General features: G+C 66.9%; 15 protein-coding genes. 6 read left to right on the top strand and 9 right to left on the bottom strand.

Features of this window, described 5'->3' with window-relative positions:
- Positions 1 to 35: 35 nt before the first annotated feature.
- The 6 genes from ACYP33_RS20250 to ACYP33_RS20275 all read right to left on the bottom strand — a co-directional run bounded on the left by ACYP33_RS20250 (position 36) and on the right by ACYP33_RS20275 (position 8353).
- Positions 36 to 632: a TetR/AcrR family transcriptional regulator gene (locus ACYP33_RS20250; RefSeq protein ID WP_459623612.1), complete on the bottom strand. Its 597-nt coding sequence runs from the start codon at positions 630 to 632 to the stop codon at positions 36 to 38.
- A 232-nt stretch (positions 633 to 864) separates the two neighbouring features.
- Positions 865 to 1917, bottom strand: coding sequence for an XdhC family protein (locus ACYP33_RS20255; RefSeq protein ID WP_459623614.1), 1053 nt, complete (start codon positions 1915 to 1917; stop codon positions 865 to 867).
- Positions 1918 to 1945: 28 nt separating this feature from the next.
- Complete coding sequence (locus ACYP33_RS20260; RefSeq protein WP_459623615.1) at positions 1946 to 4177, bottom strand: xanthine dehydrogenase family protein molybdopterin-binding subunit; 2232 nt, start codon at positions 4175 to 4177, stop codon at positions 1946 to 1948.
- 49 nt (positions 4178 to 4226) lie between these two features.
- Complete coding sequence (locus ACYP33_RS20265; protein ID WP_459623617.1) at positions 4227 to 5207, bottom strand: FAD binding domain-containing protein; 981 nt, start codon at positions 5205 to 5207, stop codon at positions 4227 to 4229.
- Complete coding sequence (locus ACYP33_RS20270; RefSeq protein WP_459623618.1) at positions 5207 to 5932, bottom strand: (2Fe-2S)-binding protein; 726 nt, start codon at positions 5930 to 5932, stop codon at positions 5207 to 5209. The genes ACYP33_RS20265 and ACYP33_RS20270 overlap by 1 nt, the downstream gene beginning before the upstream one ends.
- A gap of 777 nt (positions 5933 to 6709) precedes the next feature.
- On the bottom strand, positions 6710 to 8353 hold the full coding sequence (locus tag ACYP33_RS20275; protein WP_459623620.1) for a restriction endonuclease: 1644 nt from the start codon (positions 8351 to 8353) through the stop codon (positions 6710 to 6712).
- A gap of 665 nt (positions 8354 to 9018) precedes the next feature.
- Between ACYP33_RS20275 and ACYP33_RS20280 the strand changes: the two genes are divergently transcribed.
- Complete coding sequence (locus tag ACYP33_RS20280; protein ID WP_459623621.1) at positions 9019 to 10584, top strand: methyl-accepting chemotaxis protein; 1566 nt, start codon at positions 9019 to 9021, stop codon at positions 10582 to 10584.
- A gap of 214 nt (positions 10585 to 10798) precedes the next feature.
- Here the strand turns inward: ACYP33_RS20280 and ACYP33_RS20285 are convergent, their stop codons facing one another.
- The gene (locus ACYP33_RS20285) at positions 10799 to 11941 is read right to left on the bottom strand and encodes a porin (protein WP_414440142.1); all 1143 of its coding nucleotides are present in this window, start codon (positions 11939 to 11941) and stop codon (positions 10799 to 10801) included.
- Between the two features lie 269 nt (positions 11942 to 12210).
- Here ACYP33_RS20285 and ACYP33_RS20290 point away from each other — a divergent pair, with 269 nt between their 5' ends.
- The gene (locus ACYP33_RS20290; protein WP_414449067.1) at positions 12211 to 12924 is read left to right on the top strand and encodes a response regulator; all 714 of its coding nucleotides are present in this window, start codon (positions 12211 to 12213) and stop codon (positions 12922 to 12924) included.
- A gap of 120 nt (positions 12925 to 13044) precedes the next feature.
- Here the strand turns inward: ACYP33_RS20290 and ACYP33_RS20295 are convergent, their stop codons facing one another.
- A complete protein-coding gene (locus ACYP33_RS20295; protein WP_414449068.1) occupies positions 13045 to 13749 on the bottom strand; it encodes an SDR family oxidoreductase in 705 nt (234 codons plus the stop codon).
- A 110-nt stretch (positions 13750 to 13859) separates the two neighbouring features.
- The gene (locus tag ACYP33_RS20300; RefSeq protein WP_414440139.1) at positions 13860 to 14447 is read right to left on the bottom strand and encodes a TetR/AcrR family transcriptional regulator; all 588 of its coding nucleotides are present in this window, start codon (positions 14445 to 14447) and stop codon (positions 13860 to 13862) included.
- A gap of 395 nt (positions 14448 to 14842) precedes the next feature.
- Here ACYP33_RS20300 and ACYP33_RS20305 point away from each other — a divergent pair, with 395 nt between their 5' ends.
- From ACYP33_RS20305 to ACYP33_RS20320, 4 genes are all read left to right on the top strand, one after another.
- Positions 14843 to 15157 carry a hypothetical protein gene (locus ACYP33_RS20305; RefSeq protein ID WP_414440138.1) on the top strand — a complete coding sequence of 105 codons (315 nt, stop codon included), beginning with the start codon at positions 14843 to 14845 and terminating at the stop codon, positions 15155 to 15157.
- 105 nt (positions 15158 to 15262) lie between these two features.
- The gene (locus ACYP33_RS20310; RefSeq protein WP_459623625.1) at positions 15263 to 15613 is read left to right on the top strand and encodes a hypothetical protein; all 351 of its coding nucleotides are present in this window, start codon (positions 15263 to 15265) and stop codon (positions 15611 to 15613) included.
- Positions 15614 to 15627: 14 nt separating this feature from the next.
- On the top strand, positions 15628 to 16188 hold the full coding sequence (locus ACYP33_RS20315) for a hypothetical protein (protein ID WP_459623626.1): 561 nt from the start codon (positions 15628 to 15630) through the stop codon (positions 16186 to 16188).
- A gap of 16 nt (positions 16189 to 16204) precedes the next feature.
- Positions 16205 to 16561, top strand: a complete 357-nt coding sequence (locus tag ACYP33_RS20320) for a hypothetical protein (RefSeq protein WP_459623628.1) — start codon at positions 16205 to 16207, stop codon at positions 16559 to 16561.
- Positions 16562 to 16895 lie beyond the last annotated feature (334 nt).

Below are 16895 nucleotides of genomic sequence, written 5' to 3' on the forward strand. Positions count from 1 at the left end.
CGGAACCATTCGGTTCCAAAATGGACAAAAAAATTTCAATCGAGGATGCGCATCGCGCTGTCGACCAGCGCGAGCATGTCCGCTTCGAGCACGCCGGTTTTGCCCAGCACGCGCATTCCCTCGATCTGGCAGACCAGGAAGCGTGCCAGGACCTGTTCGTCGCGTTCCGCAATCTCGCCGCTTGCCTGGCCTCGCACGATCGCGCCGGCATAAAGCTGCTGCAGGCGGCGGAACATGCGGCCGGTGCGTTCCGCGACCTCGGCATCGTGTGCCGCCATTTCCGTAGCCATGGCCACCACGAGGCACCCGCGTCGCCCGGCATCGCCGATCGAAAGGCGAGCGTAGCGCAGCAGCGAATCGCGAATGGCGGGCTTCACGGCGCCGGGCTGCGAGAGGATGTCGGCGGACGCCTTGAGCCCAGTGGCCATATACAGATCGAGCGCCGCCAGCAGCAAGCCCTTCTTGTCGCCGAACGCCTTGTAGAGACTGCCGCGCGACAGCCCGGTGCCCGCGATCAGATCGGGCAGGGATGCGCCTTCATAACCTCGGTCCCAGAAGACGTTCATTGCGTCGCGCGCGGCGTCCTCCAGTTCGAACTCGCGAGGACGGCCAAGACCAGCGGGGTTTGCCATGGATGAACCTCGTGGAAGATGCGCGGATTATATGGACTGATCGGTTTCTATGTCAACCGAGGTGGCGGACGCCGGAAGCGCCGTGTGCCACGGAGGGTGCGGCGAGGAAAGGTCGCGATCTTCCATCGAGGTCGTGGTCGTGGTCGCGGCGCGGGATTTTCCGTTTGATCGCGGGAGGCAGCCCCAGCGGCCGGCCGTTCGTCGACGGGGCCGCCGATCGTGTGAACCCGCCCTAAGCCGTTACCACCCCACACGCCCGCGCAATCGCATCAGCGGCCTCGTCCTCCTGCTCGGCCTGCTTGCCCGTCGCCACGTCGCTCGGCTGCCGGCCGATCGGCACGCCGTTGCGGCACGCCGTCAGCTCGGCCAGGATCGAGATCGCGATCTCGGGCGGCGTGCGGCTGCCGATATACAGCCCGATCGGCCCGCGCAGCCGTGCAATCGCCGCCGCATCGAGATCGAACAGCGCGAGCCGCTCGCGCCGTGCCGCGTTGTTGCGCCGCGAGCCGATCGCGCCGACGTAGAACGCGGGCGTGGTCAGCGCCTCCAGCAGCGCGAGATCGTCGAGCTTCGGGTCGTGCGTAAGCGCGATCACGGCGGTGCGCGCGTCGGGCCGCAGCGCGATCACCGCGTCGTCGGGCATGCCGCTGACGAGCCGCGCGCCGGGCACGTCCCACTGCCCGGTGTGCTCCACGCGGGGGTCGCAGACGCTGACCTCGTAGCCGAGCCCGAGCGCGCCGGTTGCCACGTAGCGCCCCAGTTGCCCCGCGCCGATCAGCAGCAGCCGGTAGCGCGGGCCGTGCAGCGTGACGAGGCGCCGGCCGTCGAAGCGCAGCCCGCGGTCGGCGTGGCCGGCCGCGAGCGTGGCCGCGCCGCTGGCCAGATCGAGCGTGCGCGCCACCAGTTCGCCGTCGCGCAGCCGCGCCGCGAGCGCCGCGAACTGCGCCGCGTGCCGCCCGGCCGGCAGCGGCTCCAGCACCAGTTCGAGCGTGCCGCCGCACGGCAGGCCGAAGCGGTGCGCGTCGTCGGCGGCCAGCCCGTAGGTGGTGGCGAACGGGGTGCCGACCGGCAGGCCGTCGCGCTGCACGTCGGCGATCAGCGCGTCGTCGATGCAGCCGCCCGACACCGAGCCCACCGCCAGCCCGTCGTCGCGCACCGCCAGCATCGAGCCGGCCTGGCGCGGTGCCGAGCCCCAGGTTCGCACCACGGTGGCGAGCAGCGCGCCGCGGCCATCGCGCAGCCAGCCGGCGAGGGTGGCGAGTACGTCGAGATCGAGATTGTCCACATCGGCTCCCGGTTCGAAGGTGCGCCGCTCAGACGAACACCGGCGCGGCCGGGTCGAGCAGCTTGTCGAGCGTGATCGGCAACTCGCGGATGCGCTGCCCGGTGGCGTGATGCACGGCGTTCGCCACCGCCGCCGCCAGCCCCGTGATGCCGATCTCGCCCACCCCGCGCGCGCCGAACTCGTTCAGTTCGTAGTCCGGATGATCGAGGAAGATCACCTCGATCTCGGGCTGATCGGCGTGCACCGGCACCGGGTACTCGGCGTAGTTGTTGTTGCCGGGCAGGCCGGTGCGCGGATCGTACTCGGTGGCCTCGAACAGCGCCATGCCCACGCCCATCACGATCGCGCCTTCCACCTGGTTGCGGGCGGTGAGCGGGTTCATCACGCGGCCCACGTCGATCGCGCTGACCACCCGCGCCACGCGCAGATGCGAAATGCCCGGATCCCAGCGCACCTCCACGAAATGCACGCCGAACGAGCGGAACGAGAACTTGCCGGTGGGCGCGGCCGGGCTGCTGGCGAAGCCTTCCGCGTTGGCGATGCGGCGCGACTTCAGGATCGCGTCGAACGTGGCGCTGCGCTTGCCGTCGGTCAGGCGGCCGTTGTCGACGCGCAGGTCGTCGGGCTTCGCGCCGGCGAACGGCGCGCCGTCGGCGGTGGCCTGCGTCTTCAGTTGCGCGATGGCGTTGCGGGTGGCCTCGGCGATCGCCGGCGACACGCTGGAGGTGGCCCACGAGCCGCCCGACATCGGCGCGGGCGGGTAATCCGAGCTGCCGAGCTTCACCTTGATCTTCTCGACCGGCAGGCCGGTCAGGCTCGCGACGATCTGCGCCGCGATCGTGTACGTGCCGGTGCCGATGTCCTGGATCGCGCAATTGACCTGCGCGCCGCCGTCGCTGCCCAGTTGCACGCGCGCCTCGGCCGGGGCGCGATAGGCGTCCCAGTTGCAGGCGGCCATGCCATAGCCGATCACCTCGCGGCCGTCGCGCATCGCGCCGGTGGCCGGATTGCGCGCGGCCCAGCCGAAGCGTTCGGCGGCGGTGCGGATCGCCTCGGGCAGATGGTTGCTCGACCACGGCAGGTTGACGGTTTCGTCGCGCGTGGAGAGGTTGTTCAGGCGGAACGCGAGCGGGTCCTGCCCGGCGGCCAGCGCGAGTTCGTCGATCGCCGATTCCAGCGCGAACAGGCCGGGCGCCGCGCCCGGCGCGCGCATCGAGGTCGAGCAGCCGCGGTTCACGCGCGTGGTGTGGTGGCTGACCAGCACGTTCGGGCAGGAATACAGCACGCGCGAGACGCCGCCGCAATTCTCGGTGAACGAATCGGTCATCGCCGTGGTGTTGATCGACTCGTGCCGCAGCGAGGTGAGCTTGCCGCTCGCGTCGGCCGCCAGCCGCAGCCGCTGCTTGGTTTCGGGGCGATGGCCGGTGGTGGTGAACATCTGCGCGCGCGGCACCAGCAGTTGAACCGGCCGCCCGACTGCCAGCGACGCCGCGCTGGCCGCCACCGAATGCGGCCACATGAACAGCTTGCTGCCGAAGCCCGAGCCGATGAACGGCGCTTCCACCGTGACCTGCTCGGGCGTCAGGCCGAACACGCCGGCCAGCGTGTTGCGATGCACGGTCACGCCCTGCGACGCTTCATAGACATGCAGCCGGCCGTTCTCCCAGCTCGCCATGGTGGCGTGCAGTTCCATCGGGTTGTGGGTTTCGACGGGCGTGCGATAGGTGACGTCGATGCGGTACGGCGCGCCGTCGAAGGCCGGCTCGGGCTCGCCGCGCGTGTGGCCGCGGCCGCCGTCGCGCGTGCCGCTTTTTTCCAGGCCCTGGTCGAGCGTGGCGATCGCCGGGTTCGACGCGTAGCTGACGGCCACCCGGCAGGCGGCTTCGCGCGCGTGCTCGAAGGTATCGGCGATCACGAGCGCCACGAACTGCCCGGCGTAGTTCACGGTGGCGTCCTCGAACGGCACGCGCGATTCGTCGGTGATGCTCGCGCGCAGCACGGTGGGCAGCGAGATCGGGCTCTTGGTGGGGCGGTACAGGCGCGGCACGTGTTCGTGATGAAGGATGTCGATCACGCCCGGCACGCGCATCGCGTCGCGCGTGTCGATCCGGGTAATGCGGCCGCTTGCGATGGTGCTGAATACGCCGTAGGCGTAGACCATCCCGGCGGGATGCTGATCGGCCGTGTAGCGCGCGGCGCCCGTCACCTTCAGGCGGCCGTCGACGCGTTTCACCGGCTGTCCGACGATCGTATCGCTCATGCTTGGCTCCGCGGTGTCGTAGGGGAAAGAGGGGGCATCGTCGTGGGCCTCAGGCGGTGATCGTTTGCAGGTTGCGCACCACGGCCTGCTGGCCGAGCGCGATCTTGAAGCCGTTCTGGCCGTAGTCGTGCGCGCCCTGCATCGCCAGCGCCGCGGCGCGCGCGAAGCTGTCGAGCGTGGCGGGCTGGCCGGCCAGCGCGCGTTCGGCCGCCAGCGCGCGCCACGGCTTGGTGCCCACGCCGCCGAGCGCGAGCCGCGCCGTTTCGATGGTGCCGCCGCGCACCACCACGATGGCCGCGCTCGATGCCAGCGCGAACTGGTAGGACGCGCGGTCGCGCAGCTTCAGGTAGGCCGAGCGGCTGCCGGCCAGCGGCGCGTCGAGCACGATATGCGTGACCATCTCGCCTTCGTCGAGCGCGTGTTCGCGCCATGGCGTGCTGCCCGGCAGCAGATGGAAATCGAGGAAATCGATCTCGCGCTCGCCGCGCGGGCCTTGCACCTGCACGCGCGCGCCGATCGCCGCCATCGCCACGCACATGTCGGATGGGTGCGCGGCGATGCAATGCTCGCTGCCGCCGAGCACCGCGTGCACGTTGCGGTTCAGGCCGCCGATCGCGGCGCAGCCCGAGCCCGGTTCGCGCTTGTTGCACGGCGAGACGCCATCGCGGAAATAGCCGCAGCGCACGCGCTGCATCAGGTTGCCGGCGGTGGTGGCCTTGTTGCGCAGTTGCGTGCTCGCGCCCGACAGCAGCGCCTGCGACAGCACCGGGTAATCGCGGCGGATGCGCTCGTCGCGCGCGAGCGTGGTGTTGCTGACCATCGCGCCGATCCGCACGCGGCCGTCGGGCAGCGGCTCGATGGCGTCGAGCTTGAGCTTGTGGATGTCCACCACGCGCGCCGGGCGCATCACGTCGAGCTTCATCAGATCGAGCAGCGTGGTGCCGCCCGCCAGGAACACGGTGTGATCCTGCGCGCGGGCGGCCAGGGCGTTGGCGACGCTGTCGGCGCGCACGTAATCGAAGTTGCGCATCAGGCGTCCCTCCCGCCGTTGCCGAGCTTGCCGCGCGCATCCTGGATCGCCGCGACGATGTTGCGGTATGCGCCGCAGCGGCAGATGTTGCCGCTCATCGCTTCGCGTACCGAGTGGTCGTCGGCGGGGATGCGTGCGTCGCGCAGCACGGCCACCGCGCTCATCATCTGGCCGGCCGTGCAGTAGCCGCACTGGTAGGCGTCGTGATCCCAGAACGCCTGTTGTACCGGATGCAGGTGGCCGTTGCGGGCCAGCCCTTCGACGGTGGTGACTTCGTCGCCGTCATGCATCAGCGCGAGCGACAGACACGAGTTCACGGCCACGCCGTTGACGTGCACGGTGCACGCGCCGCATTGGCCGTGGTCGCAGCCTTTCTTGGTGCCGGTCAGTTGCAGCGTGTCGCGCAGCAGGTCGAGCAGGATCACGTTCGGCGCGACGCGCAGTTGATGTGAGACGCCGTTGACGGTGACGTGCAGGTTGGGATCGGTGGCATCGGCGACGGTGGGCGGTGCGGCGGGCGCGGGTGGTGCGTCGAGTTCGGCGGCGGCCGCGCCGGGCAGCCAGCCGCCGGTGCCGGCGGCGGCCACGCCCGAGGCGCCTGCCTGCAGGAAGCGGCGGCGCGACAGCGCGGGGCGGGACGCGGTGGGATGGTCCTGGTGGGCGGATGCGGTGGCGCCGCTGCCGCCTCCAGCCTCGGGGGCGAGCGGTTTCGGATCGAGGGTCATCGGCGGGCTTCCGGTGTTTGTGCGGTATCGGTGGGGGGCGCGTCGCAAGTGCGGCAGTGCGCGCGCGATGTCGATTAAACCGCTTCGCGTGAGGTGGGACTAGTCGTGTTTTGTTGCAAGAGGTGTGAAGGAAAACTCATCAATCGCGGGGGAAATGGTTTCGTGTACAACCAGATGGGGGTGGGGGAGGTGGCGCTATATGTGGGGGGATATTTCGGGGGGCGATTTATTGGGGGGGCGGGGGCAAGTGGTGTGCCTGGGGGCGGTGAGCGGGGAGTTACGGTTGTGGCTGTGCGATGGCGGTGGCGTCAGGTTGGGGTCATCGTGCTGCCAGGTGAACGGCCGCGCTGACCGTGGTGGAAGGCGTGAGAGTCTTCGCAACGACGTGTGCAGAAAACCGACGACTTACGCGCAGTCGCGCGATTGGCGCCAGTGCGGGGTGACGGAGTGAGCGCGAGTGGTCTGCAACGGCATCACCGTAGCGGCATTTTGTTGCATTTGATTGGGTGTCGTCGGCCCGGAGTGGGTAGGTAGAATTTACGAAAGCGGTCCTTCAAAATCTTGCGGATTTCCGGCGTTCACTTTATCGACGTGGTACGCGTATTTCGGAGTCTCGATGTTTAACGGCGTACCTTCGACAAGCGTCGCTAGCGACGCTTTGGGTCGATGTGTCGAACGAATGCCTTTGACCGGAAACTGGCCGACGCGGTCTCGGCCAGTTTCGACCCGAAGTTGTCCTAGACGGCTGCTCTCGACTGCTGAACGGGCAACTCGCGGTCAAGCGTCGGGGCCAATATCTCTCCAGTCTTCCGGCATAACGATCTTTGCATCGGTGTTGGCGTGTTCTTTCAATAAATACAGCAGGTTACTGCCTGCCAGCAATTCGATCGGTTTGCCGTTAGCGAATTCAAAAGCCGCTTTGCCGTAGCCACTGGTCGTAACGAGGATGCCTTTTGACGCACCTTCGTTCTGCATGGTGCCGAACAGATCGCGTACGGCGCTGACGCCTACGGTGTTCTTGTACCGCTTGGCCTGGATTACCACTTTGCCGCCGAAGATCGGACGAGGATCGAAGGCTACGCAATCCACGCCACCGTCCCGAGATGCCTGAGTTTGGCGAGATTCCAGCCCCATGGTCGTGAACAGGTTGGTAATCAGAGACTCGAATTCACCCGGCGTCAGGTCCATCAGGTTTGGCCTCTGATCGAGCGTGGCGAGAACATCGCCCTCCTGGACAAAACGTGGATCAGTCATTTTAAGTTCGAGCACGGGGCGTACCGGCGCCAGTTCGGCGGCGCTCTTCGAGACTGACGCGTTCAGCGACTTCAGGCAAGCAAGCGGTTCGACATTTGCCAAGTCCATGTCTTGAAATATTTCACGCGTTGTTCGAACCGTGATGATGCAGGGCCGAATGGGCTTGCCATTGCCTCTATCGATAGTGTCCACGTATCCATTGAACACGATCGTTTCTACGTAGCTGGCCGTGTCAGACGCAAAAATTTCGTGCAGTGAGCGCAGTGTCGTTTGGGCAACCGCATCGGCGTACATCGTGCGCCGTTGACTTTCGGGGCGAGCTGTTTCCGTAAAAGAGTCCGAAGTTTTGACGTACTTGACGGATTTCACCGTTGGAACGATTTCGTCGTATTCCGGAAGATCGTAGGCCACGACCAACTGTTTCGACTCGGCCTGATATTCTGCGGTGGTTGCCAGCGGAAATCCGTCGGGATAAGGACTGCTTTCCAGAACCGTTGCAAAGTAAGAGGCAATTGCGTTCGGGTCTGCCGCACGAAACGCTGCCTCCAACTGTTCGACTTGCTGATTGTGTTCGTCCGCTGCACGTTTAGCTTGTTCGACGATACGTTCATGGGCGTCGCGGCGCTTCTTTACTTCAGCCTGACGCATTGCATTTCGGGACGTGCGGGCATGGGCCTCGGCCTCGAAGCGTTGCCGCGCCAACGATTCTTCTTGCACATGCTTTTTCTTCACCCAGGGCAAGAAATTCGACAGGCCATTAGGCTTCGCTGGAGCGTAGTCATCCCATCGAGGAGAATCTTCGATGAGTGAGAAATGTTCCAGATCCAGAGGCTTGTAGGTTGGCTTGATCCGTAGCTTCGCGAATTCGAGGGCTGGATTACGTCGAATGCCATCAGTCAGAATTTTCCCAAGCGCTTGCACCTGCTCCTCAAGCTCTTGGTTCTGGCTTTGTGCATCTTCCATTTGAGATTCGACGTGAAGCCGCTTGTTTTCCTTCTCGTCGGCAATTAAAGCGCGCTGGTAAGCCTTTTCGGCACGATCGGCTTCTCGGGCCGCGCGAATTTGTGCGCGTTGTTCGCTCGCATAGGCGCGCTGCGAAGCACGAGCAGAACGCTCCATTTCACGAGAAATACGGTTCAAGGTACTTGCAAATCCCCGGCGTGCCATACGGTCTCCAGCAGTGCTTTTAGTGTCCGATCGCGATCGTACCGAAGATACGATAATCGATGGCAGCCATTCCCGCGTATTTCGTCGAAGAAACGATCTGAAATTACGCATCGTTGACCTGCGAAGCCATTTTCGGACCATTTGTAATTTGAGATACCAAAGCCTGACTGAGAGCCATCGAAACGAAAATTCAAGAAATCGTAATAAGAGTTCTAGATGCCATCGGCATGGCGCCCGAGGACGTCCGTGCGCCAAAACAGAGTAGGGGCAAGGCCGTTTCGGAGAGTGACCGCTTACTGAGTGAAATTGTCTTGCGACTGCCTGATCGTTGCATCCGGCGAAGGCTGCTTCATGGCCGGGAGCAGCAGCCGTCCGGCAACGACGTAGTCCGGCATCGTCTACTACCCTCAAGGTAGCCGCGGCGACTTCATGCCACAGTCGCGCAACCGTGGTATCACCAGCCACACATTCCCCCACCCCCCGTCGCAATTCCACCAATCCCCGTCGCATCCCGGCAAAAGTCAAAAATCCCCGCATCCGTTAGCACGCAATGAGGCATGCGGCGTCCGCATGCCGGCTCCCGCGCGCGATGCCCGGGCCATCGTTTCCTTCGATTCCCGCAGGCGGTGCGTGCCACGCCGCGCCTGCGCCTTTCCTGGCCGACCATGTTTCGAACCCTCACGATCCGCGGCGGGCTCGCCGCCACGATTGCCGGCTGTACCGCGCTGCTGATGCTGGTAATCGCGGCTGCGGCGTTCTCGCTCGTCAAAAGCAACGGCGCCCTCGACGCGATGTACCGCGACGACACCGCCTCGGTGGTGCATCTGAAGACCAGCTCGGAACGGATGCTGATGATGCGCGTCGGCCTCGGCAACGTCGAACAGATCATCAGCGCGGGCAAGCCGGCCGCCGACGACATCCACCGCCTGCATGCGCTGCTCGACGACAGCAACCGCGAGCTGGCCGCCTACCGCGCGCTGCATCAGCCCGACGCGGCCGAAAAGGCCCTGCTCGACACGCTGCTCGCCAAGCGCGATCGGCTGTTGTCGCAAGCCTTCGAGAAGGGGCTGAAGCAGCTCGACAGCGACAACCTGGTCGATTTCCTCGGTACCCAGCGCGACATGCCTTCGGCGTGGTTCGACGAATACCAGCAGGCGCTGACGGCGCTGGAGGCGCTCCAGGTCGACCGCCAGCGCGCGCGCTACGAGCAGGCGGCAAGCCGCTTCGGCATGGCGCTGACGGCGTTCGGCATCGCCGGGGTGGTGGCGCTGGTGGCGGGATTCGTCGCGCATCGGGGGCTGACGCGCGCGATCGTGCGACCGATCGATGCGGCGGTGGGGCATTTCGCGAAGATCGCGGCGGGCGACCTGACCGGGCGCATCGACACCGGCCGTGGCAACGAGATGGATCGCCTGCTGACCGCGCTCGACGCGATGCGCCAGCGCGTGGCCGGGGTGGTGGGCGAGGTGCGCGCGGGCACCGATGCGATCCGGCTCGACGCGCGCGACATCGCAGGCGGCAACCGCGATCTGTCGTCGCGCGCGGGCGAGCAGGCTTCGTCGTTGCAGCAGGCGGCGGCCAGCATGGAGCAACTGACGGCGACGGTCCGCCAGAACGCCGACAACGCCCACGACGCCAGCGAACTGGCGACGCGCGCATCCGACATCGCGTCGCGCGGCGGCGAAGTGGTGAAGCAGGTGATCCGCACTATGGATTCGATCTCGGACAGCTCGACGCGTATCGTCGGCATCGTCGGCGTGATCGAGTCCATCGCCTTCCAGACCAATATCCTGGCGCTGAACGCGGCCGTCGAGGCGGCGCGCGCGGGCGATCAGGGGCGCGGCTTCGCGGTGGTGGCGTCGGAAGTGCGCATGCTGGCGCAGCGCTCGGCGTCGGCGGCCAAGGAGATCAAGGAATTGATCGTGGCGTCGTCCACCAATGTCGACGAGGGCAGCGCGCTGGTGATGCGCGCCGGCGCGACCATGGACGAAATCCTGCAGGCGGTGCGCAGCGTCAACGCGATCATGGCCGACATCAGCCTGGCGTCACGCGAGCAATCGTCTGGCATCGAGCTGGTCAACGCGTCGGTGGTGCAGATGGAGGCCAGCACCGCCCACAACGCAGCGTTGGTGGAAACGGCGTCGGCCACCTCGGCTTCGCTGGAGCGGCAGAGCGAGAGCCTGCACGCGGCCGTGTCGTGGTTCCGCGTGGCCGACGGCGCGGCGGTTTGAAGGGCTGAACGCTCAAGCACCTGGGTGCTTGAGCGGCCCAGCGCCCAGCGCCCAGCGCCCAGCGCCCAGCGCCCAGCGCCCAGCGCCCAGCGCCCAGCGCCCAGCGCCCAGCGCCAAGCGCCAAGCGCCAAGCGCCAAGCGCCAAGCGCCAACCGCCAACCGCAAACAACCAAGCGAGGCGCAACCACACGCTCCGCACACCACCGTCAGAACGTCAGAACTTATGACGCATCCCGATCCCCACCACCGTCTGCTGATTGGTAGTAGACGGCGTCTGCCCGCTGACATCGGCCCCCAACCCCGAACCATCCGGCGCGATCCGCTCGTAACTGACCTGCGCATACAGATCGGTCGTCTTCGACAGCAGGTAATCGGCCTGCATCGACACCTCGTGCCAGTGCGGACGATGCCCGCCCGTCGCGTTCGAGATCGCACCCTGCGTGTAGGTGTACTCACCATTCAGGCTGAACGCAGGCGTCAACAGATAGCGTGCATTGACTTCGTAGTTGCTGAAGCTCGCGCCCTGGCCGTTCTGCGCGAGGCTCAGGCCGTTCGCGCCGTTGATGGTGGCGAGGCCGCCCAGTTGCGTGCGGGTCCAGACGAAGCCAAGCAGCGCCTGGCCGAGCCGATAATTGACGCCCGCGCCGTAGGTGCGCTGCAGCGCCGCCACGAAGGTGCGCTCGGTCAGCGTGATCGCGCCGTTGGTATTGGCGCTGCCGCCGTTGTTGGCCTGCAGATAGCCGGCCGCCACCGTCAGCGGGCCGGTGTGATACGCGGCGCCCGCGCTGTAGACGCGGTTGTCGCTGAAGCCGCCGGCCTCGTTCGAGAACGCGTAGAGCGTGCCGAACGTCAGGCCGTGGAAATCGGGGCTGGCGTACTTGACGGCGTTGTTCACGCGGAACGAGTTGTTCAGGTTGTCGTTGTCGTACGGGTGCGCCGACAGGTTGTTGCCGCCCGGGTGATGGCCCGTGAAGCTCAGTGGCGCGAGGTAGTCGACCAACGCGTCGTACTGGCGGCCGAACGTCAGCGTGCCGAGATCGCGGTTCGCGAGGCCCGCCCACGATTGAAAGCCGAACAGCCGCCCGCCCTGGCGCAGCGAGCCGTTCATCACGCTGAAGCCGTTCTCCAGCGTGAACACCGCCGAGGTGCCCCCGCCCAGGTCCTCGCGCCCGGCGAAGCCCCAGTGGCTGCCCGTCACCGAGCCGCTGGCCGCCTGGAACTGCTTGTTGCCGCCCGCGTTGCTCGTGTACACGAGCCCGGCGTCGATGATGCCGTACAGCGACACGCTGCTCTGGGCGTGCGCCGTGCAGGTGATCAGGGCCGCACAGGCGGCGACGGCGAGGGTCGTCTGCTTCATGAATGTCTGTCGTCGGAAAGGAACAGCGAGGGTCGGGCGCCGGCCGATGCGGGTCGCGGCGCAAGAAGTCCGGTGTCGTGGAATGGCCTGGCCGGTTTCGCTGCAAGCAGTGAAACCGGCCAAAACGGCGTGCTATATTCCGAAACACGAACGATTTCTATTTACAGCGCGAGACTCTAAGGGCGGCTTGTAATGGCGATGTGTTGGCGCCATGCCTTTTTGTAATGGATTGCGTTGGCGCGACCCTCGCGCTTTCCCCAGACATGACGATGGATCACATCCTGGTCGTTGACGACGACCCCCATATCCGGCAATTGCTGCAGGATTACCTGCGCGAAATGGGCTACCAGGTGCAGGTAGCCAGCGACGGCACGCAGATGAAGCAAATCCTGCGGCGCACCGCGATCGACCTGATCGTGCTCGACCTGATGCTCGACGGCGAGGACGGCCTCGACATCACGCGCGACCTGCGCCGCGAACACGGCGTGCCGATCATCATCCTGTCCGCGCGGGGCGGCCTGCTCGACCGGATTCTCGGCCTCGAAATGGGCGCCGACGACTACCTGCCCAAGCCGTTCGATCCGCGCGAGCTGGTCGCCAAGATCAAGGTGGTGCTGCGCCGCACGCGCGCCATGCCGGGCGAGCGTACGGCCGACGCCAGCGCCTGGATTCGCTTCGCCGGCTGGCGGCTCGACACGCGCATGAAGCAACTGCTCGCGCCGGACGGCCTGGTGGTGTCGCTGGGCGGCTCCGACTACCGCACGCTGCGCACGCTGCTCGACCATCCGAACCGGCCGCTGTCGCGCGAATTCCTGCTCGACCGCGTGTTCGACAAGGGCCTCACGCCGCTCGATCGCTCGATCGACGTGTGCGTGAGCCGGCTGCGCCAGACCCTCAACGACAACGCCCGCCAGGCCACGCTGATCCGCACCGTGCGCAACGCGGGCTACATGCTGGTGGCCGAGGTGGGCTACGAGGCGTGAGCGGGGTTCGATGACCCGGCGCGCATGATGGCGCGGCCGGTGTGAAGAAAACGTCAATGAAACGTCGATGCGTGGCGGGCGGGGCGGCAATCGGGTGGCGCCGCCCGCCATCGCCAAGCTTCAACCGGCGAGCACGTCCTTCAGGTAGACCCCGCCCGACAGCGCGGCCTTGACCTGCCGCGTCGGCTCGTCCACCAGCACTTCCTCTTCGCCCGCTTCCACCGCATCGAGCGCCACGCGGATCACGTCCTCCGGGCGCGCCTTCGGCACGTCGAACGCGCGAATCATGTCGGTATCGATATAGCCGGCGTGGAAGCCCGTCACCAGCGTGCCCTGCGCGCGCAGCTCGTGGCGCAGGCCGTTGGTCAGCGCCCATGCGGCCGCCTTGCTGACGCCGTAGCCCGCGATCATCGGCGTATTGGCCCAGCTCAGGATCGACAGCATGTTCAGCAGCGCGCCGCCGCCGTTGCGCCCGAGAATGCCGGCGAACGCGCGCGTTACGTTCAGCATGCCGATCAGGTTGGTGTTCAGTTGCTCGTGCAGCACGGCCGGGCCTTCGTCCGACAGCAGGCTGCCGATCCGGCCGATCCCCGCGTTGTTGATCAGCACCGTGACGTCGCCGCACTCGCGCGCGGCCGCCTCGGCCTGCGCGGCGTCGGTCACGTCGAGCCGGATCGGCGTCACGCCGGGCAGCGTCACCGTCGACGGGTCGCGCGCCGCCGCGTAGACCTTCTTCGCGCCGCGTGCCAGCGCCTGTTTCGCGAGTTCGAGGCCGAGGCCGCGATTCGCGCCCGTAATGAAAACCACCGCACCTTCGAGTTTCATGAGAAGCATCCTTTCGCGCCGAGCGCGTCGTGTTGATATGACGATCATCATATTTTTGGGCGAACCCGGGCGCCGGCCGTGATCGTCGTCGGCCGGCGCGGAAAACGGAATCAGGCGGGGGCGTAGCGGTGCAGCAGTTCCTGCTTGGCGGCGCTCAGCACGGCGCGGCCGGCGTCGTTGTCGCCGAGCGTGCGAGCCAGTTGCAGCGCGCCGAGCAGCGTGCTGACGATGGCCCAGGCGGCGTCGGCGGCGAGGCCGTCCGGCAGCGCCCGTTGCACGTGGCGGTGGAGATATTGCACGACCTGCCGCGAGGCGCCGACCACGGCCTCGGACTGGATCGGCATCTCCGAGGACAGCGCCGCCACCGCGCAGCCTTGCTCGCGGTCGGCGATCACGCCGTCGTACAGATAGGTTTCGATCATCGCGCGGAACGGATCGACGCCCGCCGCCACCAGCCGCGCCGCCTGCGCCTCCATGACGGCGATGCTGTCGCCGGCCGCCTGGTCGAGCGCGGCGCACAGCAGCGCGTCGCGCGAGGCGAAGTGCGCATAGAAGCCGCCGTGCGTGAGGCCGGCTTCCTTCATCACGTCGGCGATGCCCACGCCGTGGAACCCGGCGCGCCGCACGGCGCGGCTGCCGACATCGAGGATGCGTTCGCGGGTGGCTTCCTTGCGGGTACGGGCGGCAGACGGTTTCATCGCTGGGTTCATATGATGATCGTAATATGACGTGCATCATATGAGATGCGGCCAGGGCGGCGCAAGCAGTTTTTCATGGGGCGCGAACGATCGGGGGCGATGGCGCGTGTGGCCGGCCCGGGTCGATTTCGGCTCGCGTTTGAGTGCGATTCCCTGGCTCGTTTTTCCCTTGTTTGCGCGGTTCGTAAAAAAGCACGTCTGTCCGAAATCACCTCGACATTCTGCTGTCCTCCCGCCCTGTTTCAAGCTGGCCCGTTTCTTGCCCTTAGGTATCGCCCATCGAGCTCCAATCGCCCGCTAAACCTTGTGGGCCGGGCGTTTGTCGTCGCGAGGCGGCGTGCCGAATTACTACGGCACCGAGCCGAGGTGTAATTTCTACAAAAAGGAAGAGACCAATGAACGAAGCACTGTTAGTGAGGTTGATTGCCGTCGGGCTGTTCGCGATGGTGTGCTGGTCGATGTGGGATGCCCTCCGGGTGGCTGTGCGCAGCCCGCTGGAAGGCGCGCTGCGTCGCACCCAGACGGTGTTCCGCCTGATGCGGGCGGTGGTGTATGCGGCGCTGCTGTACGTGCTGTCTGCGTGGGGCGCTTACGAGGCCTGGTTCGCGTCGTCGGTGGTGTCGTGGACGCTGGCCACGCTGCTGGTCACGGGCGGGGTAACCGGTTGCTACTTCGGCTGGTGCTTCCTGACCGTGCGGCCGCCGGCCTGAGCGTGAATGCGGCGGCACGGTGGGCCGGGTGCCCGCGTGCCGCTTCCCGAATTGTTGGCGCGCCCGAAGCGCGCACCCAGAGCCTGCCCCTTCACAGGATTCCCGATGATTGCCACGCAGTCCGCCCACGACGTCCTCACGGCGCTTACGCGCGCCGGCTTCGAATTGAACCTGCCGCTGTCGGTCGCGCCGCTGCGCGAGGACCGCGATTACCGCGCGCTGGTGGCGGCGGGCCGGATCGGCCTGAACCTGCCGGCCAGCGCCTGGGTGGACACCGAGATATGGGCGGTGGTGGCGGCCTACGTGAACGTGCACGGGCTGGTGGCGATCCGCGAGTTGCAGGCCGACAAGCTGCGCCTGACGCCGTTCGAGACCGGCGCGGCCAACGAGGTGATCGCGCTTGCCGAGCGCATCGCGGCGCTGGCGGTGACGCCGGCTCTGCGCGCGGCGGCCTGAGCGCGGAAGCCGCCATGAAGCGACGCCCGCTGAACCGCTCGCAATTGCTGCCGTTGCCGGCCGAAGCCTTGCGCCGCGTGCGCCTGCGCCATCACCTCGCGCTGGCCTCGCTGCGCGGCGCGCAAGCCGCGCCCGAGCAACTGGCGCTGCTGTTGAGCACGGTGCAGATCGCCTATCTGCTGCGTTCGCCGGCAGCAGGGCGCGCGGCGCGGGCCGCCGCGCGGCAGGCCGACGAGGCGGGCGATGGGTGGGATGCGTGCGAGATCGACGACGAAGCCGCGCCGTACCGCCGCGCGGAACGCGCGCTCGAACAGTGCTACCTCCGCCTGCGCGGCGGCGCGGCCGAGTTGCTGCGCGACGACGAGCGCCGCGAGCTGGAGCGCCTGATGACGGCGTTCGACGCGCGGCTCGCCACGCTGCCGTCGCAGCGCTATCTCGACGCGCAGGCCGAGCTGCACCACTACGTGTTCACCGGGCGCTCGCCGATCCCGGCGGGCCCGTGTGACAGACCGAATTCTGCAATTGCATTGAAAAAAATCGCGCCGCCGAGCGGTGGGCGAGACATCCAGGTTTGACGAATCGAGGTTCCCCATGAACGCAAAATCGATGATGTACCCCCGACCGGACGCCCCGCGCCGGATCGAGGGCGTGGTATTCCATATCGCGCTGAACGGCGGCTGGCTGGAAACGGTGGGCATGCCGTTCGAATGCCGCGGCCGCACCTGGGCGGTCCACCGCTCGCCGCTGTTCGCGCCGGACGGCCATCCGCGCTACACCGTGTCCGATATCGAAACGGGCCGCGGCCTGCGCCGCGTGCTCGAACCGACGATCGACGCCGCGCGCGTGGTGGCCACGACGGTGATCGACGCGATGCCGTCGCCGGTCTGGAACAAGATGGTCAGCCACCGGCCCGTCGCATCCGTCCTGATGACGGGCCTGGCGGCCTGAGCGTCGTGCCGGCCATCGTGCCGGCTTTGGCTGGGCGTGGTGGCGGGCGGTCGAGCGGCGAACCGTCGAGGGTTAAGCACTGAGCACCGAAAGCCGAAAGCCGAAAGCCGAGCACCGAGCACCGAGCACCAGCGCCGAACTGCCCACCGCCAACCCGCCCAGCGCCTGCGTCCACCCCGACGTCCCCCCGCCCGGTTGCCGCCGGGCGCGGCTTTTGCTGCGATTAAAGACGAGCGGCCCGCACCGCGCACGTTAGAATCGCGGGACTCAAACGCCGCCGCCATCATCGGGCGCGCATGTGCCCGGCCCGCCGGGACTGCCATCGACATCTGAA

This window comes from Burkholderia sp. 3C, assembly GCF_054589155.1.